Below are 26,339 nucleotides of genomic sequence, written 5' to 3'. Positions count from 1 at the left end.
TCAGTGAAGACTTTAGTAAAACAAACGCTTGCAGCAGGCATTCTTTCCACAATGGTTGCTGGTACAGTGTTTGCTGCACCGTCTGAAGCACCACCTGCTTTTATTAAAAAAGTGGCAGATGGTTTGATTGAGCGCCTCAAAGCCGATAATGCAAAATTGCAGAACAATCCGGCGCTGGTCAAAGCGATTGTCCGCCAGAATTTGGATCCATACATTGATTCACAGTCTTTCACGCGTATTGTGATGGGGACTTATGCGACGAACCAGTATAGTACTGCTGCACAGCGCGCGCAGTTTGAAAAGAATTTCCGTGAAACGCTCATTGAGAATTATGGTTCTGCATTTTCCAAGTTTAGTAATCAGACCTATAGCGTGCGTCCATACAAGGCCAGTAACAGCAAAAACCCTGTTGTAACCATCGACTTTAATAATAAAGGCGAGAAAATTCCGGTAGCGTTTCAGCTGGTGGACAAAGGCTCACAATGGAAAATCCGCAACATCAACGTATCGGGTATCGATCTAGGTTTGCAATTCCGTAACCAGTTTGCTGCGACAGTAAAACGTAATGGCGGTAATATAGATAAAGCTATTGCTAACTTCAAACCGGATGCAGAAGCTGCAATCGACAAGAACAAGAAATAATCAGATAGGTGAGCCGTGATTGTATTCAAGGATCAGGAATTGCAGGTTTCAGGCAAAATTGACTATGCCAATGCGCAGGACTATTACCTAAATGGTCTGCGTGTGGTTCAATCCCAGACCAAATTTCCGCTTGTGGTCAACTTGGCTGGGCTTGAAAGTGGCAGTACTTTGGCTTTGGCGGTATTGGTGCGCTGGTTGCGCCAGACGCCTCAAGCGCAAGGACTACAGTTTAAAGCTGTTCCTGCTAAAATGATGAATATCATTCAGGCCTGTCATTTACAGGATGATTTACAGATCATTCAGTAAATAAAAAAGCACCGAAAGGTGCTTTTTTATTGTTGATACATTTTAAAAGTAAATTCCTTCCTTTATCAAAAGGAGGTTAGGAAGGATTAAAATATGACCTCACCCTAACCCTCTCCTAAAAGGAGAGGGAACTTCCTCTCTAAATTTATGGAGAGAAATGATATTTTTAAAAACTACTATCTCAATAAATATTGGAAGTCCTCTCTCCCTATGGGAGAGAGTTAGAGAGAGGGTGAAGAAATTAAATCCACTTCTTCCATCTAAAGTAAATCAATGGCCCGATTAAAAAGCCGATCAAAATAATACTGACCATGATGAAGCTCATGGTGCCTTGTGCAAAAGGCAGAACTTCGGTATTCATGCCATAAATACTGGCAATGAGCATCGGTGGAGCGAGCATACTTGGCAGAATCGAGAATCGACGAATTGTATCGTTCTGTTCGGTGTTAATAAATCCGGACGTGGTATCGAGCAGAAAGCGCACTTTCTGAAAGAGGAAAGCATCATGTTCAACCAGCGAGCGTACATCTTCACTCAATTCTCGGATATCCGCATCATAAATATGACTGCCCAAGGCGCGTGGACGAGACAGGAAAGTCAGAACACGACGTAAATCGATCAGACAAAGCTGCGCTTTACCGAGCATATCTTCCAGTTGAGCCAGACGGGTAATCATGTCATCCAGATCGAGAATCTGTTCACGATGACGGTTATTCAACACTTCAGTTGAATATTTTTCTAAATCTTTATGGACATCTTCCAGAATGTCGGCCAGTTCATCCAGTTTGGCTTCGAGCAGGCCCAATAAAATCCAGGTCGGATCTTTATAATCGATTTCATAATCATTGCGGCGCGCACGGGCACGGAAGGCACGAAAAGCCACCAGCTTTTCGCCACGCAAGGTAAAAAGACGGTCCTTATGCAGAATGAATGCTACGGTTTGTACCGTCGCCAGCATGCTGGATTCATCTTCGTTTTCATTCTCGACCTGATAGTTTTTATTTTTGGTTAAAAAATAGGTGCTGATATGCAAAATACCGTCATCATCACGGTAAAATCGGGCACTAGAGGAGATATCTTCCAGCGATTTTAAGGTCGGTAAGTTTTGCGCATAGGCATCTAGAATCCATTGCTGCTCTTCTTGTGAAGGTGCAATCAGATCAAGCCATACTAAATCTGGATGTAGGTCGAAATCACCGTTAATCGTGATATCTTCTAAGCTACCGCGCTCTGTGGCGTAAAAGGCTTCAAGCATGCTGTCTTTTCTCCCTGGCGCAGTATGTGAATTGGAATGGGTGTATTTTAGACAAGGAATTGAATAAAAACACTGATATTAAGCAGTTATTTTTGGAAAAAACGCGCTTGCAGCGATTTCGTACAATATATCGTCAATTGGAGAGTGAAATAATGAATTCTATCGCAATTTTTTGTGGTTCAGCACTGGGCTCGGATCCTCTCTATGCCCAGATCGCCGAAAAGGTTGGCCAGACCTTGGCAGCAAGGCATCAGACGCTGGTCTATGGCGGTGGTCGTTCTGGCTTGATGGGGATTATCGCTGATAGTGCTTTGGCTGCTGGTGGCAAGGTGATTGGTGTAATTCCAAGACAGCTGGTCAATCGTGAACTGGCGCATCCGCATATTACCGAGCTATTTGTGGTCGATAATATGCACGAACGTAAAACCCGCATGTCGGAACTGGCACAGGGATTTATTGCCATTCCGGGTGGTGCAGGAACGTTGGAAGAAATTTTTGAACAATGGACCTGGGCACAGTTGGGAATTCATAAAAAGCCTTGTGCTTTTTTAAATGTAGATGGTTTCTATGATGATTTACTCAAATTTATCCATATGACGACCGAGAAAGGTTTTACCAAAGCGCGCTTTAGCGATGCTTTAATTGTGAGTGATAATCTGGATGATATTTTACGCCAGTTTGAAAGTTATCAGCCACCTGAAGCGAAATGGGGTATGGTCGATCAGACCGATCTTGTAAAATAAACTGTCCACAGCATGATTTGTAGAAAATAAATGAAAGTGATTACGGTGGCTGCGGCCATTATTTTAAATGAAGCGCAACAACTGCTGGTGGTTCGCAAAAAAGGGACATCCTGCTTTATGCAGGTCGGTGGCAAGCTGGAGCCAAATGAAGCACCAGAAGCAACGATGTTGCGTGAAATTCAGGAAGAAATTGGTACAAAGGCACAGATTCAGCAATTCATTGGGCGTTTTGAAACCCAGACGGCGAATGAACCTGATCATCAACTGGTGAGTTATGTCTATTGGGTAAGTCTGGATCAGGCACCGAAAATTGAAGCTGAAATCGCTGAAATGAAATGGGTCGATCTGGATGAAAAAGAGGTGCTGCTGGCACCTTTGACGACTGAAATTGTGATTCCATGGGTCAAGTCTCATTTACTTGCCCAAGCTTAAATTTTCAGATTTGTGCGCCCGCCAGGCAGGCTGCATAAATTTTTTGACAACCCAATTGTTCAAGTGTTTGGCTCAGTGCCCGAATCGAACTGCCAGTCGTGACGACATCATCAATAATCAGCACCCGACGATACCGTAGCTTGGAAATAGTGCTGATCTGGAATTGTGACTGGATGTCTTCAATCCGCTCCAGCCGGCTTAGACCTTTCTGTGAATGTTGTTTTAGTCGGGTAATCGGTTGCCAGATGGGTACATTCAGCTGTTTCGCCACATGTTTGGCCAGCACCAGAGATTGATTATAACCGCGCTCGGCCAGACGCTCATTCGAGATCGGCATCGGTACTATCGCACTGACTTTAGGCAGGTCTAAACTTAACAGCACACCTGCCAGTAAATTTTGCAAATGCAGTTTCTGTTCATATTTAAACAGTTGAATCAAACGATCCATCGGGTAGGCATAGTCGCAGGCAATCTGGAACTGCATTTCCTGCCGTTGAATGGTTTGATGTGCCCAGGGTAATTGTCGCCAGCAATCTTCACAGACTGAATGAATGGACTGATGGTCCGTCAGACAGAGCTGACAGGGCTGCAAGCGGGTCAGCCAGGATTTTCCATGTTGCAGTAATTTAAACATAGGCATAGCGCGGTGCTTCCGGTAGCCAGCGTTGCAATAATGCTTCGGCTTGATCAGGATAATCCTTGAGCATCTGCTGGGCCACATAATGTGCCTGATTGAGCAGGTGATCATCACGTTCCAGTTTGGCCACACGGAAATTCATGTCGCCAGTCTGTTTGGTCCCGAGTAGTTCTCCCGGCCCACGCAATTCTAGGTCTTTCTCGGCAATCATAAAACCATCATTGGTTTCACGCATGATTCTTAAGCGTTCCTGACCATTTTGCGAGAGCGGATGTTTGTACAGTAGGGCACAGAAACTGGCTTTGGCGCCACGGCCGACCCGACCGCGTAGCTGATGCAGTTGAGATAAGCCCAGACGTTCAGCATTTTCAATCACCATAATGGATGCATTCTGAACATCCACACCGACCTCAATTACGGTAGTGGAAATCAGCAGCTGTAATTCATTATTTTTAAACTGCTGCATTACCGCCTGTTTTTCATCTGCTTTCATCTTGCCATGTACCAGTCCGATATTCAGCGCAGGAAAGCGTTCCCGAATTTCAGCAAAAGTCGCTTCTGCGGCCTGAGCATCTAGGGTTTCGGACTGTTCGACCAGGGTGCAGACCCAATAGGCCTGCTTGCCTTCGGCACAGTTGCTGGCAATCCGTTGCAAGACTTCTTCGCGCCGGTCTAATGGAATGGTCACGGTCTGAATCGGGGTGCGGCCCGGTGGCAGCTCATCAATTACTGAGGTATCCAGATCACCATAGGCAGACATGGCCAGTGTGCGGGGAATCGGAGTCGCAGTCATCACCAGTTGATGCGGAGACATACCATCTAGCCCTTTATTTCTGAGTGCAAGGCGCTGATCCACACCAAAGCGGTGCTGTTCATCAATAATCACCAGACCCAGTTTGGCAAACTCGACATTTTCCTGAAACAGGGCATGCGTTCCGATCACCAGATGGGCGCTGCCATCACGAATAACCTGTTCTGCTGCGGCACGGGCTTTGCCTTTCTGTTTGCCGGAAAGCCAGGCCACATTTAAACCTAATGGCTCAAACCAGCGTTTAAAGTTCAGATAATGCTGCTCGGCCAGAATCTCGGTCGGTGCCATCAAGGCCACTTGCCAGCCTTCCTCTAAGGCATGGCAGGCTGCGACACCGGCCACTAGGGTTTTACCTGCACCAACATCGCCTTGCACCAGACGCAACATTGGTTTATTGCTTTTTAAATCCTGCACGATTTCTCTGGATACACGTTTTTGCGCACCGGTCATTTCAAAAGTCAGACTGGCTAGTAACTGTTTTGCATAGGTCTGACTGGGCGCAAATGAAGGCGCTTCGACCTGCTGAATAAAAGCCCGACGTGTCAATAAACTGATCTGATGCGCTACCAGCTCTTCAAAGATCAGACGCTGCTGTGCAGGATGTGAGCCTTGTGCCAGCTGCAGCATATTGGCGTTGACAGGCGGGTGATGGATATATTCCAGCGCCTGTTTCAGCGCATAACCGTTACTAAATTTTGCTGGTAGCAATTCAGGCAGATGATCGCTGTATTGAGCCAAGGCCTGCTGAATATAGGCCCGTATTTTTGGCTGGGTCAGGCCTTCAGTCGCAGGGTAAATCGCGGTGAGCTGGGTTTGAGGTAAAGGTGTGTCCTCAGTAATGACTTGCAGTTCGGGATGATACATTTCCAGACCGCGCGCACCGACCCGCACTTCACCAAAAATTCTTAAACGGTTACCCAGTTTGCAGCGGTCAGTAATACCTTTATAGATATGATAAAAACGTAAAGTAACCTTGCCAAAATCATCATCCAGCAGCACAGCCATAGATTTGCGTTTACCGGGTGGAAAATCTACACCTTTAACGATCCCTTCCAGCAGATAACTGCGTCCCACGCTCAATTGATTCATGGGAATGATCGTGCTACGGTCTTCATAGTCACGTGGTAGATGAAAAAGCAAATCATCAGTATTGAAGATATTTAGTTTTTCGAGTAATGCAGCGGCGGCATTGCCAACGCCTTGTAACTGATGGACTGCAGCCATGTCCCCTCAACCAGATTTGTGATTCGGTGCTCAATGCATATTTTATTTATCGGTTATGGTAAAACATCCCGACGTGTGGCTAAACAACTATTTGAGCAAGGTCATCAAATTAGCACAATTAGCCAGAGTCCCAAAACAGATTCATTCGCAATTCATCTGATTCAGGATGTGCATCAACTGGATTTAACTGCAGTTGCACCAATTGACTGGGTCTATATATTACTTAGTCCAAAACAAAGTGCGGTTGAAGGTTATCAGCAAACTTATCTGGATTCGGTTCAACCTATTGTCTCTGCCTTGAAACAGCATCCGGTGAAACGGATTGTGGTGGTGTCATCGACACGAGTGTATGGGCAAAATTCCGGTGAAATCGTAGATGACGAAACTGAAATTCACCCGAATGATGCTCAGAGCAAAATCTTGCAGCAGATGGAGCAGGCTTATTTCACTGCTTATCCTGAGAAATGTACCATCATTCGTCCAAGTGGGATTTATGGAGCATCGGTAGAACGCCTACAAAAAATGGCCGCCTTGATGTTGAGATATCCGAATCTGCACTGGTCCAACCGGATTCACATTGAAGATTTATCACGTTTCTTATCACAGATGATTCACGTGGAACATCCTGAAAATTCTTATATTGTGACAAACAACGATCCAAAATTAATGCATGAAATATTGCAATGGTTCCAAAAGCAGATGGGGCTTCCTTTGTTTAAAGTAGAAAGTGAGCAGGTGACAGGTAAGAAGCTTTATGCGACCCGAATGCAAAAAATGGGATTTGAGTTAGAGCATCCAGATTGTTATGAGGATTATTTGGGGTTAATGAAAAAATAAATCCAGTAGATTGAAGTTCTTCCTCCCTCTGGGAGGAGGTTAGGAGGAGGGCTTTTTGAAATTACCTCTCCCTAACCCTCTCCTGAAAGGAGAGGGAATAAAAAGCCTTACTTCTTCTTCCGCTTCGCGCGTTTCTTGGCTTGTTCAGCCGCAACTGCATCCAAAGCTTCTTTCAGTTCTTCATCCGTAAAGTCGGTGATGTGGTGCAGCATTTGTAGCTTCACTTCATCCAGTACCAAATCTGCATATTGAGCCACATTGGTTAGCTGCTCATCAAAGACAATCGCATTGTCTTCATTGGTACACAGATAACCTTTTTGGGTTAAGACTTTAATAAAGCTCTGGAATAGGGCTTTGTCGAAGAACTCAGGTGAGTTGAACTCATATAGCACAGACAGGCGCTGTCCCACCAGATAACTCAGCTCTTCGACCTGACGGGTCGAAATATTGCCAGAACCACGCTGGGTAATCAGTGCCAAAGTCATGTAGTAACGTTCCAGACTTTGGGTTACTGGTGCAGCTAGAACTTCAAGCTGATGATGCGCTTCTGTATTTGGTGCAGGTGCAATCAGGTTTTCACCATCTTGTGTAATCAGTTTCGAGGCAATTAAGCTATCAATATGCGCATTCACCTGATCCTGAATCTCGTCTTCATGCCATTTTAAGAACAGTTCGGCTTTAAGGAATGGGTACAGGGTACTGCTGATATTCACGACATCATGACGGCGAATGGTACCGTTATGTTCAACCAAAGCTGCAATCAAAGAAGGCAGTACAAAGGTGTGCACAATATTATTACGGAAATAGGTCAGCAGAACTGCCTGATTATCTTCAATGGCAATGATATCGCCCAGTACATGCTTGACCCGCTTGATCAGTTTCAGCTTCATCGCATAGGCAATAATTTCCTTGCCAGAAAGTGGCGTCACCTGCATGCGTTCATCATAAGGCAAGGCAGCTAGCAAGGTGCGATAGGTATCTAGCTGCTTGATACAGATCTCTTCATCCAACGTATGTTTCGGCGTAGCCAGCAAGATTAAAGACAATAACGATACTGGATTGATCACGACCGCACTGTTGATGTTTTCCAGAATAGCCTGTGCAGAGCTATTCACCGCGTCAGAAACTGCTTGTGGAACCGGATCATCATTCTTTTCGATCTTGATATGTTCTGCGCCATGCTGTTTCAGAATATCATCCAGAAACACTGGGTTACCGAAGTTCAGGTGCACCTTGCCAAAAATGCGTTCAATCTTGCGCAGGGTTTTCAAAATACCAAAAATAGACTCAGCTTCTTTTGGCTTGCCACTCATTTCACCGACATAAGTGCCACCTTCCATCAGGCGTTCATAGCCGATATAGGTCGGCAAAAATACGATCGGCTTAGATTTGCCACGTAAATGACCATGCACGGTCATTGCCAGCATCCCGGTTTTTGGCGGTAGCAAACGACCGGTACGTGAACGGCCCCCTTCAATAAAGTACTCGAGCGGGGTATTACGTGACAGGACGCTATACAGATATTCTTTAAACACCGTGGTATAGAGCGCATTGCCTCGGAAAGTACGGCGAATAAAGAAAGCGCCACCACCGCGCAAAATCTGACCGACAAAAGGCATATTCAGGTTATCGCCCGCAGCGATATACGGCACCATCAAGCCACGACGATAGATCACATAAGACAATAACAAATAGTCAATGTGACTGCGGTGACATGGGGTATAGACAATTTCATAATCCTTGGCCAGTTCACGCACGGTACTGAAATTATGCACTTCCACGCCGTCATAAAGCTGGGTCCATAAGCGGGTCAGGGCCTTGTCGGCAAAACGTACGGTAGAATGAGAATAGTCGGAAACGATTTCGTTCAGATAACCGATGGCGCGACGTTCAGACTCCAGCATCGAGATTTTGCTGCGAATACTGTCATTGCGAATCGCCGTCTGTACATCTGGCGACTTGATCAGACCATGCATCACATTACGGCGGTCGGACAGATCCGGCCCGAGAATGACTTCACGCTGACCATCCAGGTAATCATTTAAAGTGCTGACAATATAGGTGGCCGGCGCTGAATTTGGATGCGTCTCTTTGGCAAAGTTAATCAAGGTGCGTAAAGACTGCGGTTCATGAAACTCTAAATAAGACTGGCGACCATGCAGGCCGATATTGACCAGTTGTTTGACCCGGCTTGGCGTAGACCAAGTATCGGTAAATAAAAGCTTAAACCAGGAATCTTCTTTCTCCGGTTCACGTCCCCAAAGTACCGTTACGGGTACCAGCTCGACATCCAGTTCAGGATGTTGCTCCAGAATTTCAATCAGGCGTAACAGGCGGGGCGGGAAAGCATGCGGTGGTGAGCTGAGCAGATTATTTTCATCATGATGCTGTAAAAACAGTACTGATGCTTTTTCCTTATTATTGCCCAGTTGCATTGGATCAAGTGCAGCCGGCAATTTTAAGCGTCGCGTTTCTGCATCGACAACCAGTGCATTACTACGCGAATGGTTCTGTAAAACGTAGCAGACCAGTTTCTGCGATTCTGCTGCAGTCTGATCAGATTCAGGCGCTGTCACTTCACTTGGTACTTCCCCAAGAACATGAGGGGTAACCACAAGATCAAGTAACTTACTTGAAAGCTTGCGATACATTTGACCAAAGCCATTCTTGGACATAGCTGCTCCTAATTTTACTGACCAAAACCACAGGACTTCTGAGGGAATTTATTTTGCGGGTTTCTAAAGCGAAACAATATATCTTTTTTTAACAACTTCAACAGAAGTGCTTCAATTTTAGCGTGAAAGCAGGTGCTTTTCCTAGTCACTTATGACATCAGTATGACAGAACAGTCATGCAAACTTTAGAGTTTCGGTCTGATTTTGTGGCAGAATATTCCAGATCAATTATTTAGATCCGTTTTTCCATTTTGGATATCTCCAATATTAGATAGGTTGCTTATGAATGCCTTAACACAGGAACTGGTCGAGCTGCTCAGCTTAGAAAAGTTAGAAGAAAACATTTTCCGGGGAATCAGCCGGAATCTGGTGGGCAAGCGCGTGTTCGGTGGGCAGGTTTTAGGGCAGGCACTACGCGCCGCGTCTTATACCACAGACCGTCCAGCACATTCATTACATGCCTATTTTCTGTTTGGCGGGGATGTCAACGCACCGATTATTTATGAAGTGGATCGTATCCGTGACGGCAAGAGTTTTGTCAGCCGTCAGGTGCGCGCCATTCAGCATGGCCGTACCATTTTCATGTGTATGGTGTCTTTCGCGCATCAGGAAGAGGGCCTGAATTACCAGATTTCAGAGCCTGAATATCCACCGGCAGAAAGCCTGAAAAATGAAGCAGAGCTGATCAAGCAGATTATTGAGTTTATTCCGGAAAATGTTCGTGCATCTTTCACTCGTGATCGTCATGTGGAAATTCGTCCGGTCAATCCGCAAAATCCATTCCAGCCTCAACCTGAAGCACCGTCTTATGCGCACTATATCCGTACGCATGACCGTATTGCTGCAGAAGTCGATCAGATCTCCTTGCATCAGGCCATTGCTGCTTTCTATTCTGACTTTACCTTGATGACCACGGCGCTTCGTCCACATGGTCTGAGTTATATTTCGCCAAGCTTACAATGTGCCAGTATTGACCATGCCATGTACTTCCATAAACCATTCCGTGCGGATGAATGGATGCTTTACGATATGGATGCCACCCAGAGCGCCAGTTCGCGCGGCCTGAATTTTGGCCGGATGTGGCAGAACGGCGAGCTGGTCTGCAGTACCTCGCAGGAAGGTCTGATCCGCTTACGTGAAATCGAAACACAATAAGTTTGTAGTCTGTCAAAAAGCCGAATCCTAGATTGGGTTTTTTGTTTTTAAGCCGGATGAAAAAGGCCATTTGATGCCATGCTTCAACCATGCGTTTATAAAATATTACTCGATTCTATAGACACTGCATGGCATAGTGCGGCTTAAGATCAATATTAAAAATGCATGAAAAGATGAGCTTAAATACGCAAATTTTAATTGCCGCCGTATTGGGGGTGCTGTTTGGATTTCTATTGACGATATTTCCGCAGACCTCATTTTTTGATATCAGCTTATATGGCATCGGCATCGTCAGCAGTATTTTTATTGGCTTGTTAAAAATGCTGTTAGTGCCGCTGATTTTTAGCTCGATCGTGGTCGGCGTATCCAATCTGCAGGCGGGTGGGCAGCTAAGCCGCACCTGGAAAATTACCCTGATGTGCTGTGTGACCACCACTACCTTGGCACTTATTTTAGGTCTGGCGTGTGCGCATCTGTTTGATGTCGGTAAGGGTGTGGATGTGCTGATGTTCCAGGATGCTATGGCGCAACATCAAACGCCGGATACGCTCACGCCATCTTCTTTCTTTACCAACTTTATTCAAAATACCCTGATCAATCCGTTTAAAGCCTTTGCCGATGGGAATGTCTTGGCGGTGGTGGTCTTTGCCTTATTTGTGGGTGTGGCACTGGTTGCGGGAGGAGATAAATTCCGTACCGTGCGCAAGCTGAGTCACCAGTTTTTTGAAATCATGATGTTGATGATTGGCTGGGTGATGAAACTGGCACCGCTCGGTATTTTTGCCTTATTGGCTAAATTAATTGCCACTGAAGATGTTTCAGTTCTCAGTCGTCTGGCTGAATTCGCTGCGGTAGTTACCGGCACGACGATTTTTCATGGCATCGTGGTCTTGCCTTTATTGCTATGGGTTTTCGGCAAGATGGATCCGGTCACGTTCTTTAAAGGCACACGAGCTGCTCTGATTACTGCCTTTGCTACCAGTTCCAGTTCGGCCACCATGCCCTTGTCAATGAAATGCGCACAGGAAAATTTAGGAGTACGTCCACATACCGCAGGCTTTGTGATTCCACTTGGTACACAGTTGAATATGGATGGCACAGCACTGTATGAAGCGGCAGCAGCATTATTTATTGCCAATTTAATGGGGCTGGATCTGAGTCTGGGGCAGCAACTGGTGGTCTGCGCCACGGCGATGATTGCATCCTTAGGTGCACCAGGAATTCCGAGTGCCGGTATGGTGACCATGATCATGGTCTTGCAGTCGGTCGGTTTGCCTGCCGAGGCGATTGCTATTCTTTTACCGATCGACCGTTTACTGGATACCGTACGCACAGTCGTGAATGTTCAAGGGGATATGATGATCAGTGTGGTGGTGGACCGGCATACGCGTGAACCCGATCTTCAAGCTACAGATAGCTAAAACATTTAAAAAATAAAAAAAGCAGGCCATTGGTCTGCTTTTTTTATAAGGTAAGTTTTAATAAATCCAGAACGATCCCAGACCATTGCGGTGATATGGATCTTAATCCGGTGAATGCTTATTCTGATTCAATTCATCTGCCGCTTTAAGCTCGGATTGATCCTGCTCAAGTAATTCCAGCGGTTCTTCAGCTTCATTTAAATCATGTGTTGATACTTCGGCAACATGCTCCGAATCGGATTCACTAAGCTCGAGCTCTTCAAGCGGTTCATCAGATTCATTTAAATCATGCGCTGATGCTTCCGGAATACTGTCCAGATCATATTCAGAGGCTTGATCTAAGGTAAAGTTCAAACGGCCACCCATGACACTGGCCAGTTCTTCTAAACCTTGTTTGTTCATGGAGGAAAACAGTTGAATCGAGAAATCCAGCTTCATCTTTTTCAATGCCGCTTTGACTTCCTGCAAGGCTTTGGATGCAGGACCACGGTTTAGTTTGTCAGATTTGGTCAATAACACATGCACGAACAACTGGCGGGAATAAGCCCATTCCAGCATCATTACATCAAAGTGTTGCAGGGGATGACGGATATCCATCAACAATACCAGGCCTTGCAAGCTTTGACGGTGAATCAGGTAATTTTCCAGTTCTTTTTGCCAGACTAGTTTCATTTTTTCAGGCACAGCCGCATAACCATAACCGGGTAAGTCGACCAGACGCTGATCCGGATTACCCAGGCTGAAAAAGTTGATCATCTGGGTACGGCCAGGTTTTTTCGATGCACGTGCCAACTGTTTCTGGTTGGTCAGGGCATTAATCGCACTAGACTTACCCGCATTCGAGCGGCCGGCAAAAGCAATTTCATAGCCTGTATCTTCTACACAAAGACTGAGTTTGGGTGCACTCATTAAAAATTCGGCTTTGCGTAGCCAGTTGAGTGCGCGCACAGAATATTCAGTAATGGCAGAATCAACTTTTTTCTCGTAGCTGATCTTTTGCTTAGGCGCATGGGCTGTCTTACTGTTTTTGGATTTTCCTCTGCTGTGGTGCATAACTCAACTTCAATAAATGATCTACAATGAAACATTATAAAGGAAGTCGCACAGGCAAGCGAACTTTGCCGCAAGAATAAGTCACAAGACCTGACCCGGAAGACTTTAAAGATTAATCAGGCCGATCGGAGAATTTGTACTGAAACGTGCATTTCGTGGCCTAATCACATCTTTAAGCACATATTGGTCCAGACTGCTATAAAACTGTTCCACCGCATCATCTAAAATACCTTTTAAACCACAGGTCGGACGTAATACGCAGGGTGGGCTATTGCATTCCACTACATTGCTGTCGCGTTGCAGGATCCGCACAATCTGTCCCAGCTGGAGGTTCAGGCTGGCCGGATTTAAACGTATGCCGCCACCTTTACCACGTGTGGTAATCAGCCACTCCTGTTTCGCCATAAAATGCACGATTTTCATGGCATGATTTTGTGAAACCTGTAATCGCTCGGCAAGTTCTGCAATGGTATAAGGGAGATCACGTGGCTGTGCGACATACATCAGAATCCGAAGCGCATAGTCAGTGAATTTATTGAGTTGCATAACGTCAACAGCTAGAAAATGAAAGAATTGAATGTTAAAAGCTCCACGAATGGAGCTTTTAATCAGAATCTGATGCTAGTCTAAACCGTTTTTGCAATTAAAGCTTGAGCGGGGCAGACACTTCAACTACATCACCAACTTTGTAGTGGTCGATCAGTGTCTGTGCAACCGAGAATGCGGTTGGATTTTCTTCCGCTTTCACAGTAATTTGATATTGCTCGTTTTGAGCCTGATCAAAGCTAAACTGTTGTGGTTGACGAATGTGCTGTTCAGGCACCTGTACACGTACTGAAATATGTTCACCGGCTTCAGCACTTGCAATCGCTGCACCATCTTTAGCTTTAAGTGTAAAGATTTTACCTGCGTCGGTATCATTGACTGCTGCTACTTCAAATTCGCGCCAGCCCGCCCAGCCACCATTTTCAGAAGCTAGGGTGGCATATTTAGATTTTTCCACACCAATCAAAATATCTGCCAGTTGCATATACGCTTCTTTCCAGGCTGCAATCAGGTCTGAGTCCATGGGTACATCTAAAACTTCGCTGATCGAGTGCAACAGGTTCTCACCGACAATCGCATATTGATCCGGTTGAATATCCAGGCTGACATGTTTAGTGGTAATGCGTTCGATGGCTTTGGCCAAAACGCCCGGATTGGTAATGTTTTCAGCATAGGCAAGTACTGCGGCAGCCAAGGCACGTGGTTGACGGCCAGTACTTTGATGATCCATGTTGAAGGTGTTTTTCAACTCTGGATGGTTGTTCAGCATGCGGTTATAGAAATACGTAGTAAGTGCTACGCCGTTTTCACGTAAAACAGGAACAGTCGCTTGTACAAGTTCAATATGTTGTGGAGTCATGAGAGCTGTCTACAGATGTTTTTTAAAAGATGTATTTAAATTACATCTTTTAAAATAGCTTTACAATAGCGCATAGTCATAAAACCATAAAAAAATTATGGGATATAAGAATATCCCATAAAAAGTGTGATGATGATCGGAAAAGGAGGGGGATTATTTGCGGCCAAACAGCGAACCCAGTAAGCCGCGCACAATTTTCTGCCCAGTACTCCCGCCCAGGCTACGGGCAGCACTTTTGGCAAAGGTGCCGACAATATCCTGAGTCAGTTTTTCTCGTTGCTTGGCTGCGCGTTCAGCTTCTTTTTGCTGTTCTCGTGCCAGACGTTCCTGTTCTTTAATTTGCTGCTTGGCAAGAGCTTCCTGTTCCTTGCTTTGCTGTTTGGCAAGTTCGGCGGCCTGAGCCTGTTGCTGGCGTTCTGCGACCTTGTTTTGCAGCATTTCATGGGCGCTATCCCGATCGACTGGCTGCTCATAAATACCGGCGACAATACTTTGCTGCATGAGAGCCTTGCGTTCTTCAAGCGAGATCGGTGTAAAGGATGAATGCGGCGGCATGACCCAGCCACGCTCTACAATTTGTGGAATGCCCTTTTCATCCAGGCAGCTAATTAGAGCCTCACCTACTGCTAACTCGGTAATCACCTGATCGACTTTAAATTCAGGATTGGCTCGGAAAGTCTCTGCTGCGGTTTTCACTGCTTTTTGATCTTTGGGAGTGAAAGCCCGCAAAGCATGTTGAACCCGATTGCCGAGCTGGCCTAAGACACTTTCCGGCAAGTCCAACGGATTTTGCGTGACAAAATAAATCCCTACACCTTTCGAGCGAATTAGACGCACCACCTGCTCAATTTTTTCTTGCAGGGCAGGGCTGGCATTATCAAATAAGAGATGGGCTTCATCAAAGAAAAACACCAGTTTAGGTTTGTCCAGATCGCCGACTTCGGGAAGCTGTTCAAACAGCTCGGAGAGCATCCAGAGTAAGAACGTGGCATATAGCTTAGGCGTATTCATCAGCTTGTCAGCCGCCAACAAATTGATATTGCCACGTCCTTGACTATCCGTCTGCAAAAAGTCCATCAGATCCAGCGCCGGCTCGCCAAAAAACTGGTCACCGCCTTGGTCAGCCAGTGCTAACAAATTACGTTGAATCGCACCGAGACTGGCGGGTGAAAGATTGCCATATTCAGCTTTAAAGTCAGCCGCATGCTCAGAGACATAACTCAGCATCGCTTTCAGATCTTTAAAGTCGATCAGCAATAAACCCTGATCATCGGCAATCCGAAACACGGCAGATAAAACGCCTTCCTGGGTGTCATTCAGATTCAGTATTTGCGCCAGCAGCAGCGGGCCAATTTCAGAAATGGTAGTGCGAATCGGATGACCCTGTTCGCCAAATAAATCCCAAAACACCACTGGTGAGGCTGCAAAAGGAATGGACTCGATATTGAGACTTTTAATCCGTTCATCAAACTTGGGGCTGCTTTCACCTGCTTTGGCCAGGCTGGACACATCGCCTTTGGCATCGGCGAGGAATACAGGTACACCAATTCGAGAAAAGCTCTCCGCCAATACTTTTAAAGTCACAGTCTTTCCGGTACCAGTGGCACCTGCAATCAAGCCATGTCGATTGGCAAGTTGGGAATGCAGCACAATATCCTGTGTGGTATCCGCAGTTTTTTTAGCAATAACAATTGGTCTACCCATAGCTTTTCCTGTTATTTATTATTCGTTTTTAAGTTTTTTCATTTGTTCTAATGCATGCTGAATATCTTGAATCAAATCTTCCGGATATTCCAGTCCAATACAGAAACGAACCAGCAAGCCGTCTTTTAAGTGTGAATGTTCCAGCACACGCATGTCTTTTAAGTTATATAGCATGACCAGACTGACAGGGCCACCCCAACTAAAGCCAAGCTTAAACAGTTTTAAGCTATCACAGAAATTCCGGATATCCTGCATTACGTATGTGCTGTCAAAGATCACGCTGACCAGGCCGGCACTATCACCTTGCTTGCAAATTTCTTTCCAGTACTGATGGCTTGCACTGTCCGGATCTGAAGGATGAAGTACTTGCACAAACTCGGTTTGCTGTTTAAGCCATGTCATTAATGTAAGCGCACTGCTGGATTGATGTTGATATCGCAGTTGCATCGAAGCCAGACTACGTTGTATCTGTGCCACATCATCACCAGAAACACTAATGCCCTGAATGGCATGCGCACGGAACAGTTTGTGATGCAGGGTCTTATCTCGCGTAACCACTGAGCCCATCAGGATATCACCACCGCCGCTTGGATATTTGGTCAGTGCATGTACCGTCATATCTACACTTAAATGCTCTTCACTAAAATCAAAGGCATCAAAAGCCAGACCTGCGCCCCAGGTATTATCCAGCGCAGTAAGAATATTGTGTGCCTGAGCTTTTTTCACTAAACCAGCCAGATCCGGAAATTCCAAGGTGACTGAGCCAGCAGCCTCGAGCCAGATCAGTTTGGCTTTATCTGTAGGCTGAAATGTATCAAGCTCTATGGGATTGTAGACCTTAACCGTAATTCCATAACGCTTTTCCATATTGCGTAAATGCTCCATGTTTGGACCATAGATATTGTCAGCTACCCAAACCTCATCGCCCTGGCTTAAAAAGCAAGAATTCACGAGATTAATCGCGGATAAACCACTCGGTGCGAGCAGGTGATATAAACCACCTTCGAGTTGTGCGATGTTATCGCCCAGCGTAAAGGTCGTAGGCGTGCCATGCGTGCCATAACTATAATCATAGTCATCGGTCCAATGGCGATTAAACAGGGCATCGGTATTGTTAAAGATAATGGTCGATGCACGATAGAGGGGAGGTTGAATGGTGGAAATCGCTTGAGGAGCCTTTCGTGGTGCATGAATCAGGCGAGTTTGAGAGTCTTGTTTCACGTGAATGCGCTCAAATGTAATCAAATATTACTCTAGCTTAAGAGAATCTGTGACTCACTGCCAGTTACGTTGTGAATTGTTTAAAAACAACAAGTCTTATAAAAAGTTGGCTTCATTTTTGCAAAACCTAAATCTATATAGCTAAAAAAATAGGTTGAGGAGCATGAAGTCGCATTTAAAAGTGCATTATTTTCAGCATATTGCTGGTGAAGGTTTTGGTAGTTGTTATGAATTTTTAAAGCAGCATCAGGCGCACATTACCGCGACTGAATTTTTTGCTTTACCCGTGGATCGGCCGCTGGAGATCGAGGCGCTGCCTGCAGTGGAAGAGGTGGATTTGCTGATCATTATGGGGGGAACCATGAGTGTGAATGATGAAGCAAATTTCCCTTGGTTAAAAATAGAAAAACGCTGGTTGCGTCGCTATCTTTCGCATGGTAAACCGGCAATTGGCCTGTGTCTGGGTGGGCAGTTGATTGCAAATGCTTTGGGTGCAGGTGTTAGTCGCAATCCAGAACAAGAATTGGGGTGGACCACGGTGCACAGAGTGGCGAATCTACCAGAGACGTGTTTTAGCCTGCCGGAGCAGTTTAATATTCTGCAATGGCACAATGAAACATTTGAATTGCCCAAAGGTGCAGTCCATCTGGCAGAAAATGAAGCCTGTCGTAATCAGATGTACCAGTTGGGCAGAAATGTATTGGGCTTCCAGTTTCATCCTGAAATCACGCCGGAAACCCTGGCATTGTTTTTGGAAAATGAAGAAGAGCTTGTGCAATTTTCAGGAAAATATGTGCAAAATTTATTTGAATTAAAAAAAACCACGAAGCAAAAATTTATTGAAGGAAATCAGATATTAAATCGTGCTATAGAATATGTTTTGGCAAAAACTGCCTAATATTTACACAATAAACTATTGTTTTAAGTCATAAATTGAAAACTTGGATAAAACCATAAAAGAGATTTGCTTATGCATTAAACAATGGCTATAATAAGCGACCCTTCAATAGGAAGGGGGTTAACTGCGAATAAAGTAGTTAACTATCGTTACAGTCGTGGCATCGATCATGACCTTAGTGATATTTCACTGCTCTTGACACTTGCCCACATAAAGTGGGGTGAGATGCGTCAAGAGTGATTCTTTATATATTTGGCTTGGAGTTTACTGGTATGTCTAACCAGAGAATTCGTATCCGTCTTAAGTCTTTTGATCATCGCCTGATTGATCAATCAGCTCAAGAAATCGTAGAAACCGCAAAACGTACTGGCGCACAAGTGTGTGGTCCAATTCCAATGCCAACACGCATTGAACGTTTTAACGTTTTAACATCACCACACGTAAACAAAGACGCGCGTGACCAGTACGAAATCCGTACTTACAAGCGTTTGATCGACATCGTTCAACCTACAGACAAAACTGTAGATGCATTGATGAAGTTAGATCTTGCAGCTGGTGTTGATGTTCAGATCGCATTGGGTTAAGGCTTTCGGGTTAATTAACACTCTAAGTTAATTAGGCCGCTTTTTTAGAGGTTTATGCACATGGCTATTGGTTTAGTCGGTCGCAAGTGCGGTATGACACGTATCTTTACAGATGCTGGTGTTTCTGTGCCTGTTACAGTGATTGAGGTTGATCCTAACCGCATCACTCAAATCAAAACGCTTGAAACTGATGGTTATCAAGCGATTCAAATCACTACTGGTGAACGTCGCGAATCTCGCGTAACTAACGCTCAGAAAGGCCACTTCGCGAAAGCGGGTGTTGCAGCTGGTCGTCTAGTTCAAGAATTCCGTGCTACAGAAGCTGATCTTGAAGGTCGTGAAGTTGGTGGTACGCTTACCGTTGAATTGTTCCAGGTTGGTCAAGTTGTTGACGTAACTGGTCAATCTAAAGGTAAAGGTTTCCAAGGTGGTGTTAAGCGTTGGAACTTCCGTACGCAAGATGCAACTCACGGTAACTCAGTTTCTCACCGTGTTTTAGGTTCTACTGGTCAAAACCAGACTCCTGGTCGCGTATTCAAAGGCAAAAAAATGGCTGGCCATTTAGGTGCTGAACGCGTAACTACACAGGGTCTTGAGATCGTTGCTATCGACACAGAACGTTCAGTTCTGGTTGTTAAAGGCGCGATTCCTGGTGCTACTGGTGGCGACGTAATCGTTCGTCCTACGATCAAGGCCTGAGGGGAAATAACGTGAATTTAAATACTGTTTCCGGCTCTGCTGTTGAATTATCAGAAGTTGCGTTCGGTCGTGAATTTAATGAAGCTCTTGTTCACCAAGTGGTTACAGCTTATTTAGCTGGTGGCCGTCAAGGTTCAAAAGCTCAGAAATCACGTGCAGACGTTTCTGGCGGTGGTCGCAAGCCATTCCGTCAAAAAGGTACTGGCCGCGCTCGTGCTGGTTCTATTCGTAGCCCAATCTGGGTTGGCGGTGGTAAAACTTTTGCTGCTCGTCCACAAGACTGGTCTCAAAAAGTAAACCGTAAAATGTACCGCGGTGCTATGCAATGCATCCTAGCTGAACTTGTTCGTCAAGATCGCCTAGTTTTAGTTGAAGAGTTTGCTGTTGCAGCTCCAAAAACTAAAGAATTGCTTGCAAAACTTAACGACTTGAATGCGACTCGCGCATTGATCGTTACTGATGCTGTTGATGAGAACCTGTATCTTGCTGCGCGCAACATTCCACACGTTGATGTGGTTGATGCTGCTGCAATCGATCCGGTTAGCTTGATTGCGTTCGACAAAGTTGTTATGTCTGTAGCTGCTGCTAAGAAAATTGAGGTAGAACTCGGATGAACAACGAACGTATCTATCAAGTCCTGCAAGGACCTGTATTCTCAGAAAAAGCACAAGTTTTAGGTGAAACTGCTGGTGTTCAAGTGTTTAAAGTTGCATTAAATGCAAACAAGCTTGAAATCAAAAAAGCAGTGGAACAACTCTTTGGTGTGGAAGTTGTTAAAGTTAACACGACTATCACTAAAGGTAAGTCTAAACGCTTTGGTAAAACATTAGGACGTCGTTCTGATGTTAAAAAAGCATACGTCACCCTGAAAGCTGGCCAAGATGTTGAAATGGCTGACTTGGGCGATACCGCTGAAAGCACAGCGGAATAAGGACGAGAATTATGCCTATTCAAAAATGTAAGCCAACGTCTCCAGGACGTCGCTTTGTAGAGAAAGTGGTTCACGATCACCTTCACAAAGGCGCACCATACTCTCCGTTGGTTGAAGCTAAAAAACGTACTGGCGGCCGTAATAACAACGGTCACATCACGACTCGTCACGTTGGTGGCGGTCACAAGCAGCACTACCGTCTAGTTGACTTTAAACGTAACAAAGATGGTATTCCTGCAACTGTAGAGCGTATCGAATACGATCCTAACCGTACTGCACACATTGCACTTGTATTGTATGCTGACGGTGAGCGTCGTTATATCATCGCTCCTAAAGGCCTTCGCGCTGGCGATAAAGTACAGTCTGGTAACGATGCTCCAATTCGTCCAGGTAACTGCTTGCCGCTTCGCAACATGCCTATCGGTTCTACTCTTCACAACATCGAACTTAAAATCGGTAAAGGCGCGCAGTTAGCTCGTTCAGCTGGTACTTCAGTTCAGCTGTTGGGTCGTGACGGTTCTTACGCTATCGTTCGTCTGCGTTCAGGCGAGATGCGTAAAATTCACGTTGAATGCCGTGCTGTGTTAGGTGAAGTATCTAACTCAGAAAGCAACCTTCGTTCACTAGGTAAAGCTGGTGCATCACGCTGGCGTGGTGTTCGTCCTACCGTTCGTGGTATGGCGATGAACCCAGTTGACCATCCACATGGTGGTGGTGAAGGGCGTAACAAAGGTATTCAACCTGTAAGCCCATGGGGTCAAAAAGCTAAAGGGTACAAGACACGTACCAATAAGCGTACGACTAAGATGATTATTCGCGACCGTCGCGTTAAGTAACAAGTAAAGGAATCTGACAATGCCTCGTTCTCTGAAAAAAGGCCCATTCGTCGATGCGCACTTGTTCGCTAAGGTTGAAGCGGCTATCGCGGCTAATAACCGTAAGCCGATCAAAACTTGGTCGCGTCGTTCGATGATCCTCCCGGATTTTGTTGGTTTAACAATTTCTGTACACAATGGCCGTAACCACGTTCCTGTGATCGTTTCTGAGCACATGGTTGGTCACAAGCTTGGTGAATTTGCACCAACTCGTACCTATCGCGGTCACGGTGTTGACAAGAAATCTAAACGTTAATGGGTGCTATGATGGAAGTAACTGCTAAATTACGCGGTGCCGCTATCTCGGCACAAAAAGCTCGTTTGGTTGCAGATCTTATCCGCGGCAAATCTGTTGCGCACGCTCTTAACATCCTTAACTTCAGCAACAAAAAAGCTGCAGTTCTAGTTAAGAAAGCGTTGGAATCTGCGATTGCAAATGCTGAACACAATAACAGTTTAGATGTAGACGACCTTAAAGTTTCTACGATCTACGTTGATGAAGGCATGAGCCTGAAACGTATTATGCCACGTGCTAAAGGCCGTGCAGATCGTATTACTAAGCGTACTTGTCACATCACCGTTAAGGTAGGGGTTTGATATGGGTCAGAAGGTTCATCCAATCGGTATCCGCCTAGGTGTTGTGAAACGTCATAACGCTAACTGGTATGCGAATCCGAAACAATACGCTGAATACTTGCTTAAAGATCTTCAAGTTCGTGAGTTTTTGATCAAAAAACTTAAAAACGCGATGATCAGCAACATTCTTATCGAACGCCCTACAGGCGCTGCTAAAGTAACTATTAGCACTGCTCGTCCAGGTATCGTAATCGGTAAAAAAGGCGAAGATATTGAGAAACTACAACGCGAATTAACATCTATCATGGGTGTTCCTGCGCAAGTAAGTATCAATGAAATTGATCGTCCAGACTTAGACGCGCGTCTAGTTGCTGAAGCAATCGCTTCTCAATTGGAAAAACGTGTAATGTTCCGTCGTGCTATGAAGCGTGCGGTACAAAACACAATGCGTGCTGGTGCTAAAGGTATCAAAGTAGAAGTTTCAGGCCGTTTAGGTGGTGCTGAGATTGCTCGTACTGAGTGGTATCGTGAAGGTCGTGTACCTCTACATACGCTTCGTGCAGATATCGACTATGCGACTATGCGTGCTGAGACTACTTACGGTACGATCGGTGTTAAAGTTTGGATCTTCCGTGGTGAGATCTTGGGCGGCATGAAACAAGTCATGAACCCAGCTCCAGCAGAAGAGCGTCCAGCTAAACGCGGTCGTGGTCGTGGTGAAGGTCAAGAGCGTCGTGGTCGTCGCAATGATCGTTCTGCTGAAAAAGGAGAATAATCCATGTTGCAACCTAAGCGTACTAAATTCCGTAAAGTGCAGAAAGGCCGTAACACTGGTCTAGCACACCGCGGTAGCACAGTATCTTTCGGTACTATTGCACTTAAATCAGTTGAACGTGGTCAAATGACTGCGCGTCAAATTGAAGCAGCGCGTCGTACAATTAGCCGTCGTATTAAGCGTGGTGGTAAGATCTTTATCCGTGTATTCCCGGACAAGCCGATTACTTCTAAGCCTCTTGAAGTGCGTATGGGTAAAGGTAAAGGTTCTGTGGAATATTGGGTTTGCCAAATCAAACCAGGTAAAGTCTTGTACGAAATTGATGGTGTTAACGAAGAATTGGCTCGCGAAGCGTTTACGCTTGCAGCAGCTAAGCTTCCGTTTAAAACCGCTATCGTGACTCGGACGGTAATGTAATGAAAACTAAAGATCTACGTGAAAAGTCGGTAGAAGAGTTGACAGCTTTGCTTGATGAGCAACAGCTTAACCAATTCCGTCTTCGTATGGCGAAAGCAACTGGTCAATTGGGTAAATCGCATGAAGTTGCACTTACTCGTCAGACTATTGCTCGTATTAAGACCCTCCTTACCGAAAAACAGGGGAACGGACAATGAGTGATAAAACAGTCCGCACGTTAACTGGCAAAGTTGTAAGCGACAAGATGGATAAATCTATCGTTGTTCTTATTGAACGCCAAGTTCAACACCCGTTGTATGGCAAATTAATCCGCCGTTCAACAAAATTACATGCTCATGATGAGAACAACACAGCGAAAGCTGGTGATGTTGTAACCATTAAAGAAAGCCGCCCAATTTCTAAAACTAAGTCTTGGACTTTAGTTGAAGTTGTTGAAGCAGCTGCTGAGTAATTAACGTTCTTGTTGCATCATCGGTCAATTTCGAGTACTCTTTGAGCCTTTCGAAATTTCGACCGGTGTTGCTCGGTTTTGGAGTAGGGCAATGATTCAGACCGAAACTATGCTCGACGTAGCAGACAACAGTGGTGCACGCCGCGTACAATGTATTAAAGTACTTGGTGGCTCGCATCGTCGTTATGCTTCTGTTGGCGACATTATTAAAGTTACTGTAAAAGAAGCAATTCCACGCGCACGTGTTAAAAAAGGTGACGTGATGAATGCGGTTGTGGTTCGTACAAAATTCGGTATCCGTCGTGCAGACGGTTCAGTGATTCGTTTCGACGATAACGCTGCTGTTATTTTGAACAACAACAAAGCGCCGATTGCAACTCGTATTTTCGGACCAGTGACTCGTGAACTTCGTACTGAACAGTTCATGAAAATTATTTCATTGGCTCCTGAAGTTCTATAAGAGGCGATCATGGCTAAGATTAAAAAAGGCGATCAAGTAATTGTGATCGCAGGTAAAGAAAAAGGCAAACAGGGTACTGTTCTGTCTGTTTCTAATGACCGTGTTAAGGTTGAAGGCCTTAACTTGGTGAAGAAGCATCAGAAGCCAAACCGTGCTACAGGCGCTGAAGGTAGCGTTGTAACTCAGGAAGCTTCGCTTCATATTTCAAACGTGGCAGTTTTTAATGCTACAACCCAAAAGGCTGACCGTGTTGGTTACCAAGTGATTGATGGCGTGAAAACTCGCGTATTCAAATCAAATGGTGAATCAGTGGCGGTAGCGAAGTAATAGGTTGATATAGGCCATGGCCAGACTTAAAACACGTTACAACGACGAACTTAAAGCTCAATTACAAGAAGTATTGGGCGTTAAGAATGTGATGGAGATTCCTCGCATCACTAAAATCACGATCAACATGGGTGTTGGCGCAGCTGCTGCTGACAAAAAACTCCTTGATGGTGCTCTTTCAGATATGCAAGCTATCGCTGGTCAAAAACCAGTACTTACGTTAGCTCGTAAATCAATCGCTGGTTTTAAAATCCGTGATGGTTGGCCGATCGGTTGTAAAGTTACTTTACGCGGCGAACGTATGTACGAATTCTTGGACCGTTTGATCTCGATTGCGATCCCTCGTATCCGTGACTTCCGTGGTTTCTCTGCGAAATCATTCGACGGTCGTGGTAACTACTCAATGGGTCTTAAGGAACAAATCATGTTCCCTGAAATCGATTTTGACAAGATTGATCGTATTCGTGGTATGGATATTACCATTACTACGACTGCTCGCACCGATGACGAAGGCCGTGCGCTTATGCGTGCATTCGGCTTCCCGTTCAAATAAGAGGTCGATATGGCTAAGAAAGGTATGATTAATCGCGAATTGAAACGCGAAGCTACTGTTGCTAAATACGCTGTAAAACGTGCTGAATTAAAAGCTGTTATTGCAAACGTAAATGCATCAGACGAAGAACGTTTCGAAGCGATGATGAAATTACAAGCATTACCACGTAATGCATCTCCAGTACGTCTACGTAACCGTTGTGGTTTAACTGGTCGTCCTCATGGTTACTTCCGTAAGTTCGGTTTAAGCCGTAACAAATTACGTGAAACAGTAATGCAAGGTGATGTACCTGGCGTTGTTAAGGCAAGCTGGTAAGGAGCACTATAGATGAGTATGCAAGATACCGTTGCCGACATGCTAACACGTGTTCGTAACGCACAAATGGCAAAGAAACAAACTGTTTCTATGCCTAATTCTAAGTTGAAAGTAGCAATTGCTAACTTACTTCAACAAGAAGGTTATATTTCAAACGTAGAAGTTGCGGATGCTGAAGGCAAACCAACTCTTACTTTGACTTTAAAGTATTTCGAAGGCAAACCAGTTATCGAAACTGTGAAGCGCGTAAGCCGTCCAGGTCTACGTCAGTATCGCGGTAAAGATGCACTTCCTAGCGTTAAGCAAGGTTTAGGTATTGCAATTGTTTCTACAAGCAAAGGCATCATGACTGATCGCGCTGCACGTGCTGCAGGCGTTGGTGGTGAAGTTATTGCTTTTGTTTCTTAATAGGTGATTCCTCATGTCTCGTGTGGCTAAAGCCCCAGTAACTGTACCTAACGGTGTAACAGTTACTCAGAACGGCCGGCAGGTCGAAGTGAAAGGCACTAAAGGTACATTGTCTTTCAACCTGCATGCGCTGGTCGAGCTTAAACAGGAAGACGGTATTCTAGCTATTGCTCCAGTACAAGAGTCGAAAGACGCTTGGATGCAAGCTGGTACTGCTCGCGCTGTGCTTAACAACCTTGTAAAAGGTGTTAGCGAAGGTTTCGAACGTAAGTTACAGCTTATCGGTGTTGGTTATAAAGCTGCGGTTAAAGGTGACGTTGTTCATCTTAACCTTGGTTTCTCTCATCCGATCGATTATGCACTTCCTGCAGGTGTAACTGCTGAAACTCCAACTGCAACTGAAATCATTCTTAAATCTGCTGATAAAGCAGCTTTAGGACAGGTTGCTGCAGATATCCGTGGTTACCGTCCACCAGAGCCATATAAAGGCAAAGGTGTTCGTTATTCTGACGAAGTTGTACTTCGTAAAGAAGCTAAGAAGAAATAAGG

General features: G+C 45.2%; 32 protein-coding genes and 2 pseudogenes. 25 read left to right on the top strand and 9 right to left on the bottom strand.

The window, feature by feature from the left end:
* The first annotated feature begins 3 nt into the window (after positions 1-3).
* Together ACTL4S_RS12780 and ACTL4S_RS12775 are read left to right on the top strand one after the other, a co-directional pair.
* Positions 4-642 (top strand): MlaC/ttg2D family ABC transporter substrate-binding protein, encoded by a 639-nt coding sequence (locus ACTL4S_RS12780; RefSeq protein WP_213686817.1) that lies wholly within the window; start codon positions 4-6, stop codon positions 640-642.
* A 15-nt stretch (positions 643-657) separates the two neighbouring features.
* On the top strand, positions 658-948 hold the full coding sequence (locus ACTL4S_RS12775) for an STAS domain-containing protein (RefSeq protein ID WP_071850897.1): 291 nt from the start codon (positions 658-660) through the stop codon (positions 946-948).
* A gap of 241 nt (positions 949-1,189) precedes the next feature.
* Here the strand turns inward: ACTL4S_RS12775 and ACTL4S_RS12770 are convergent, their stop codons facing one another.
* Positions 1,190-2,203 (bottom strand): CorA family divalent cation transporter, encoded by a 1,014-nt coding sequence (locus tag ACTL4S_RS12770; protein WP_005248226.1) that lies wholly within the window; start codon positions 2,201-2,203, stop codon positions 1,190-1,192.
* A gap of 152 nt (positions 2,204-2,355) precedes the next feature.
* Here ACTL4S_RS12770 and ACTL4S_RS12765 point away from each other — a divergent pair, with 152 nt between their 5' ends.
* Positions 2,356-2,946 (top strand): LOG family protein, encoded by a 591-nt coding sequence (locus ACTL4S_RS12765; RefSeq protein WP_004732303.1) that lies wholly within the window; start codon positions 2,356-2,358, stop codon positions 2,944-2,946.
* 30 nt (positions 2,947-2,976) lie between these two features.
* A complete protein-coding gene (locus tag ACTL4S_RS12760; protein ID WP_005248224.1) occupies positions 2,977-3,378 on the top strand; it encodes an NUDIX hydrolase in 402 nt (133 codons plus the stop codon).
* A 4-nt stretch (positions 3,379-3,382) separates the two neighbouring features.
* Here the strand turns inward: ACTL4S_RS12760 and ACTL4S_RS12755 are convergent, their stop codons facing one another.
* A complete protein-coding gene (locus tag ACTL4S_RS12755) occupies positions 3,383-4,018 on the bottom strand; it encodes a ComF family protein (RefSeq protein WP_005248222.1) in 636 nt (211 codons plus the stop codon).
* Complete coding sequence (gene recG, locus ACTL4S_RS12750) at positions 4,005-6,050, bottom strand: ATP-dependent DNA helicase RecG (RefSeq protein WP_441299456.1); 2,046 nt, start codon at positions 6,048-6,050, stop codon at positions 4,005-4,007. The genes ACTL4S_RS12755 and recG overlap by 14 nt, the downstream gene beginning before the upstream one ends.
* Before the next feature lie 33 nt (positions 6,051-6,083).
* Between recG and ACTL4S_RS12745 the strand changes: the two genes are divergently transcribed.
* Positions 6,084-6,887: an NAD-dependent epimerase/dehydratase family protein gene (locus tag ACTL4S_RS12745; RefSeq protein ID WP_441299455.1), complete on the top strand. Its 804-nt coding sequence runs from the start codon at positions 6,084-6,086 to the stop codon at positions 6,885-6,887.
* A 107-nt stretch (positions 6,888-6,994) separates the two neighbouring features.
* Here ACTL4S_RS12745 and plsB read toward each other — a convergent pair whose 3' ends face one another.
* Positions 6,995-9,562: a glycerol-3-phosphate 1-O-acyltransferase PlsB gene (gene plsB / locus ACTL4S_RS12740; protein ID WP_441299454.1), complete on the bottom strand. Its 2,568-nt coding sequence runs from the start codon at positions 9,560-9,562 to the stop codon at positions 6,995-6,997.
* A 282-nt stretch (positions 9,563-9,844) separates the two neighbouring features.
* Between plsB and ACTL4S_RS12735 the strand changes: the two genes are divergently transcribed.
* Positions 9,845-10,717 (top strand): acyl-CoA thioesterase, encoded by an 873-nt coding sequence (locus tag ACTL4S_RS12735; protein WP_004645045.1) that lies wholly within the window; start codon positions 9,845-9,847, stop codon positions 10,715-10,717.
* A 173-nt stretch (positions 10,718-10,890) separates the two neighbouring features.
* Complete coding sequence (locus ACTL4S_RS12730) at positions 10,891-12,138, top strand: dicarboxylate/amino acid:cation symporter (protein ID WP_441299453.1); 1,248 nt, start codon at positions 10,891-10,893, stop codon at positions 12,136-12,138.
* Between the two features lie 276 nt (positions 12,139-12,414).
* Here the strand turns inward: ACTL4S_RS12730 and yihA are convergent.
* The 5 genes and pseudogenes from yihA to ACTL4S_RS12705 all read right to left on the bottom strand — a co-directional run.
* Positions 12,415-13,191 (bottom strand): annotated as a pseudogene (yihA, locus tag ACTL4S_RS12725) (ribosome biogenesis GTP-binding protein YihA/YsxC); the annotation flags it as partial.
* A 105-nt stretch (positions 13,192-13,296) separates the two neighbouring features.
* Positions 13,297-13,737, bottom strand: a complete 441-nt coding sequence (locus ACTL4S_RS12720; protein WP_004732285.1) for an RrF2 family transcriptional regulator — start codon at positions 13,735-13,737, stop codon at positions 13,297-13,299.
* A gap of 97 nt (positions 13,738-13,834) precedes the next feature.
* Positions 13,835-14,596, bottom strand: coding sequence for a globin domain-containing protein (locus tag ACTL4S_RS12715; protein WP_005101211.1), 762 nt, complete (start codon positions 14,594-14,596; stop codon positions 13,835-13,837).
* A gap of 153 nt (positions 14,597-14,749) precedes the next feature.
* Positions 14,750-16,300, bottom strand: coding sequence for a helicase HerA-like domain-containing protein (locus ACTL4S_RS12710; protein ID WP_005249894.1), 1,551 nt, complete (start codon positions 16,298-16,300; stop codon positions 14,750-14,752).
* Positions 16,301-16,318: 18 nt separating this feature from the next.
* Complete coding sequence (locus tag ACTL4S_RS12705; RefSeq protein ID WP_441299452.1) at positions 16,319-17,521, bottom strand: PLP-dependent transferase; 1,203 nt, start codon at positions 17,519-17,521, stop codon at positions 16,319-16,321.
* 163 nt (positions 17,522-17,684) lie between these two features.
* Here ACTL4S_RS12705 and ACTL4S_RS12700 point away from each other — a divergent pair, with 163 nt between their 5' ends.
* From ACTL4S_RS12700 to rplF, 18 genes and pseudogenes are all read left to right on the top strand, one after another.
* Positions 17,685-18,419, top strand: coding sequence for a type 1 glutamine amidotransferase (locus ACTL4S_RS12700; RefSeq protein WP_004645052.1), 735 nt, complete (start codon positions 17,685-17,687; stop codon positions 18,417-18,419).
* A 272-nt stretch (positions 18,420-18,691) separates the two neighbouring features.
* Entirely contained in the window at positions 18,692-19,003 is a 312-nt protein-coding gene (gene rpsJ / locus ACTL4S_RS12695; RefSeq protein ID WP_000070912.1) for a 30S ribosomal protein S10, read from the top strand.
* A gap of 60 nt (positions 19,004-19,063) precedes the next feature.
* Positions 19,064-19,702: a 50S ribosomal protein L3 gene (gene rplC, locus ACTL4S_RS12690; RefSeq protein WP_441299451.1), complete on the top strand. Its 639-nt coding sequence runs from the start codon at positions 19,064-19,066 to the stop codon at positions 19,700-19,702.
* Between the two features lie 11 nt (positions 19,703-19,713).
* Positions 19,714-20,316, top strand: a complete 603-nt coding sequence (rplD, locus tag ACTL4S_RS12685) for a 50S ribosomal protein L4 (RefSeq protein ID WP_004281511.1) — start codon at positions 19,714-19,716, stop codon at positions 20,314-20,316.
* Positions 20,313-20,633 (top strand): 50S ribosomal protein L23, encoded by a 321-nt coding sequence (rplW, locus tag ACTL4S_RS12680; RefSeq protein WP_004281510.1) that lies wholly within the window; start codon positions 20,313-20,315, stop codon positions 20,631-20,633. Before rplD ends, rplW begins: the two co-directional genes overlap by 4 nt.
* An 11-nt stretch (positions 20,634-20,644) precedes the next feature.
* Complete coding sequence (gene rplB / locus ACTL4S_RS12675) at positions 20,645-21,469, top strand: 50S ribosomal protein L2 (RefSeq protein ID WP_004281509.1); 825 nt, start codon at positions 20,645-20,647, stop codon at positions 21,467-21,469.
* A 19-nt stretch (positions 21,470-21,488) separates the two neighbouring features.
* Positions 21,489-21,764 (top strand): 30S ribosomal protein S19, encoded by a 276-nt coding sequence (rpsS, locus tag ACTL4S_RS12670; RefSeq protein WP_004281508.1) that lies wholly within the window; start codon positions 21,489-21,491, stop codon positions 21,762-21,764.
* 11 nt (positions 21,765-21,775) lie between these two features.
* Positions 21,776-22,105, top strand: coding sequence for a 50S ribosomal protein L22 (gene rplV, locus ACTL4S_RS12665; protein ID WP_001982638.1), 330 nt, complete (start codon positions 21,776-21,778; stop codon positions 22,103-22,105).
* Position 22,106: 1 nt separating this feature from the next.
* Positions 22,107-22,923: pseudogene (gene rpsC / locus ACTL4S_RS12660) on the top strand (30S ribosomal protein S3).
* Complete coding sequence (gene rplP / locus ACTL4S_RS12655) at positions 22,863-23,276, top strand: 50S ribosomal protein L16 (protein ID WP_004281506.1); 414 nt, start codon at positions 22,863-22,865, stop codon at positions 23,274-23,276. Before rpsC ends, rplP begins: the two are co-directional and overlap by 61 nt.
* Positions 23,276-23,473 (top strand): 50S ribosomal protein L29, encoded by a 198-nt coding sequence (gene rpmC / locus ACTL4S_RS12650; protein WP_004281505.1) that lies wholly within the window; start codon positions 23,276-23,278, stop codon positions 23,471-23,473. Before rplP ends, rpmC begins: the two co-directional genes overlap by 1 nt.
* A complete protein-coding gene (rpsQ, locus tag ACTL4S_RS12645; protein WP_004281504.1) occupies positions 23,470-23,727 on the top strand; it encodes a 30S ribosomal protein S17 in 258 nt (85 codons plus the stop codon). Before rpmC ends, rpsQ begins: the two co-directional genes overlap by 4 nt.
* Before the next feature lie 91 nt (positions 23,728-23,818).
* Entirely contained in the window at positions 23,819-24,187 is a 369-nt protein-coding gene (gene rplN / locus ACTL4S_RS12640; protein ID WP_004281503.1) for a 50S ribosomal protein L14, read from the top strand.
* A gap of 9 nt (positions 24,188-24,196) precedes the next feature.
* Positions 24,197-24,514: a 50S ribosomal protein L24 gene (rplX, locus tag ACTL4S_RS12635; protein WP_004281502.1), complete on the top strand. Its 318-nt coding sequence runs from the start codon at positions 24,197-24,199 to the stop codon at positions 24,512-24,514.
* A gap of 16 nt (positions 24,515-24,530) precedes the next feature.
* Positions 24,531-25,067, top strand: a complete 537-nt coding sequence (gene rplE, locus ACTL4S_RS12630; protein WP_004645057.1) for a 50S ribosomal protein L5 — start codon at positions 24,531-24,533, stop codon at positions 25,065-25,067.
* 9 nt (positions 25,068-25,076) lie between these two features.
* The gene (rpsN, locus tag ACTL4S_RS12625) at positions 25,077-25,382 is read left to right on the top strand and encodes a 30S ribosomal protein S14 (protein ID WP_004645058.1); all 306 of its coding nucleotides are present in this window, start codon (positions 25,077-25,079) and stop codon (positions 25,380-25,382) included.
* A gap of 12 nt (positions 25,383-25,394) precedes the next feature.
* Positions 25,395-25,790 (top strand): 30S ribosomal protein S8, encoded by a 396-nt coding sequence (rpsH, locus tag ACTL4S_RS12620; protein WP_004281499.1) that lies wholly within the window; start codon positions 25,395-25,397, stop codon positions 25,788-25,790.
* Between the two features lie 13 nt (positions 25,791-25,803).
* The gene (gene rplF / locus ACTL4S_RS12615) at positions 25,804-26,337 is read left to right on the top strand and encodes a 50S ribosomal protein L6 (protein ID WP_004645059.1); all 534 of its coding nucleotides are present in this window, start codon (positions 25,804-25,806) and stop codon (positions 26,335-26,337) included.
* Positions 26,338-26,339 lie beyond the last annotated feature (2 nt).

The organism is Acinetobacter lwoffii, from assembly GCF_052078135.1.
In the GTDB taxonomy this organism is placed as follows: domain Bacteria; phylum Pseudomonadota; class Gammaproteobacteria; order Pseudomonadales; family Moraxellaceae; genus Acinetobacter; species Acinetobacter lwoffii_Z.
This window is presented reverse-complemented; position numbering and strand designations above follow the sequence as displayed.

Bases quoted from the DNA above. Each gene is read 5' to 3' on its own strand.
- ACTL4S_RS12770 (WP_005248226.1), bottom strand. From the start codon at position 2,203: ATGCTTGAAGCCTTTTACGCCACAGAGCGCGGTAGCTTAGAAGATATC.
- ACTL4S_RS12765 (WP_004732303.1), top strand. From the start codon at position 2,356: ATGAATTCTATCGCAATTTTTTGTGGTTCAGCACTGGGCTCGGATCCT.
- ACTL4S_RS12760 (WP_005248224.1), top strand. From the start codon at position 2,977: ATGAAAGTGATTACGGTGGCTGCGGCCATTATTTTAAATGAAGCGCAA.
- ACTL4S_RS12755 (WP_005248222.1), bottom strand. From the start codon at position 4,018: ATGCCTATGTTTAAATTACTGCAACATGGAAAATCCTGGCTGACCCGC.
- recG (WP_441299456.1), bottom strand. From the start codon at position 6,050: ATGGCTGCAGTCCATCAGTTACAAGGCGTTGGCAATGCCGCCGCTGCA.
- ACTL4S_RS12745 (WP_441299455.1), top strand. From the start codon at position 6,084: ATGCATATTTTATTTATCGGTTATGGTAAAACATCCCGACGTGTGGCT.
- plsB (WP_441299454.1), bottom strand. From the start codon at position 9,562: ATGTCCAAGAATGGCTTTGGTCAAATGTATCGCAAGCTTTCAAGTAAG.
- ACTL4S_RS12735 (WP_004645045.1), top strand. From the start codon at position 9,845: ATGAATGCCTTAACACAGGAACTGGTCGAGCTGCTCAGCTTAGAAAAG.
- ACTL4S_RS12730 (WP_441299453.1), top strand. From the start codon at position 10,891: ATGAGCTTAAATACGCAAATTTTAATTGCCGCCGTATTGGGGGTGCTG.
- ACTL4S_RS12720 (WP_004732285.1), bottom strand. From the start codon at position 13,737: ATGCAACTCAATAAATTCACTGACTATGCGCTTCGGATTCTGATGTAT.
- ACTL4S_RS12715 (WP_005101211.1), bottom strand. From the start codon at position 14,596: ATGACTCCACAACATATTGAACTTGTACAAGCGACTGTTCCTGTTTTA.
- ACTL4S_RS12710 (WP_005249894.1), bottom strand. From the start codon at position 16,300: ATGGGTAGACCAATTGTTATTGCTAAAAAAACTGCGGATACCACACAG.
- ACTL4S_RS12700 (WP_004645052.1), top strand. From the start codon at position 17,685: ATGAAGTCGCATTTAAAAGTGCATTATTTTCAGCATATTGCTGGTGAA.
- rpsJ (WP_000070912.1), top strand. From the start codon at position 18,692: ATGTCTAACCAGAGAATTCGTATCCGTCTTAAGTCTTTTGATCATCGC.
- rplC (WP_441299451.1), top strand. From the start codon at position 19,064: ATGGCTATTGGTTTAGTCGGTCGCAAGTGCGGTATGACACGTATCTTT.
- rplW (WP_004281510.1), top strand. From the start codon at position 20,313: ATGAACAACGAACGTATCTATCAAGTCCTGCAAGGACCTGTATTCTCA.
- rplB (WP_004281509.1), top strand. From the start codon at position 20,645: ATGCCTATTCAAAAATGTAAGCCAACGTCTCCAGGACGTCGCTTTGTA.
- rpsS (WP_004281508.1), top strand. From the start codon at position 21,489: ATGCCTCGTTCTCTGAAAAAAGGCCCATTCGTCGATGCGCACTTGTTC.
- rplV (WP_001982638.1), top strand. From the start codon at position 21,776: ATGGAAGTAACTGCTAAATTACGCGGTGCCGCTATCTCGGCACAAAAA.
- rplP (WP_004281506.1), top strand. From the start codon at position 22,863: ATGTTGCAACCTAAGCGTACTAAATTCCGTAAAGTGCAGAAAGGCCGT.
- rpmC (WP_004281505.1), top strand. From the start codon at position 23,276: ATGAAAACTAAAGATCTACGTGAAAAGTCGGTAGAAGAGTTGACAGCT.
- rpsQ (WP_004281504.1), top strand. From the start codon at position 23,470: ATGAGTGATAAAACAGTCCGCACGTTAACTGGCAAAGTTGTAAGCGAC.
- rplN (WP_004281503.1), top strand. From the start codon at position 23,819: ATGATTCAGACCGAAACTATGCTCGACGTAGCAGACAACAGTGGTGCA.
- rplX (WP_004281502.1), top strand. From the start codon at position 24,197: ATGGCTAAGATTAAAAAAGGCGATCAAGTAATTGTGATCGCAGGTAAA.
- rplE (WP_004645057.1), top strand. From the start codon at position 24,531: ATGGCCAGACTTAAAACACGTTACAACGACGAACTTAAAGCTCAATTA.
- rpsN (WP_004645058.1), top strand. From the start codon at position 25,077: ATGGCTAAGAAAGGTATGATTAATCGCGAATTGAAACGCGAAGCTACT.
- rpsH (WP_004281499.1), top strand. From the start codon at position 25,395: ATGAGTATGCAAGATACCGTTGCCGACATGCTAACACGTGTTCGTAAC.
- rplF (WP_004645059.1), top strand. From the start codon at position 25,804: ATGTCTCGTGTGGCTAAAGCCCCAGTAACTGTACCTAACGGTGTAACA.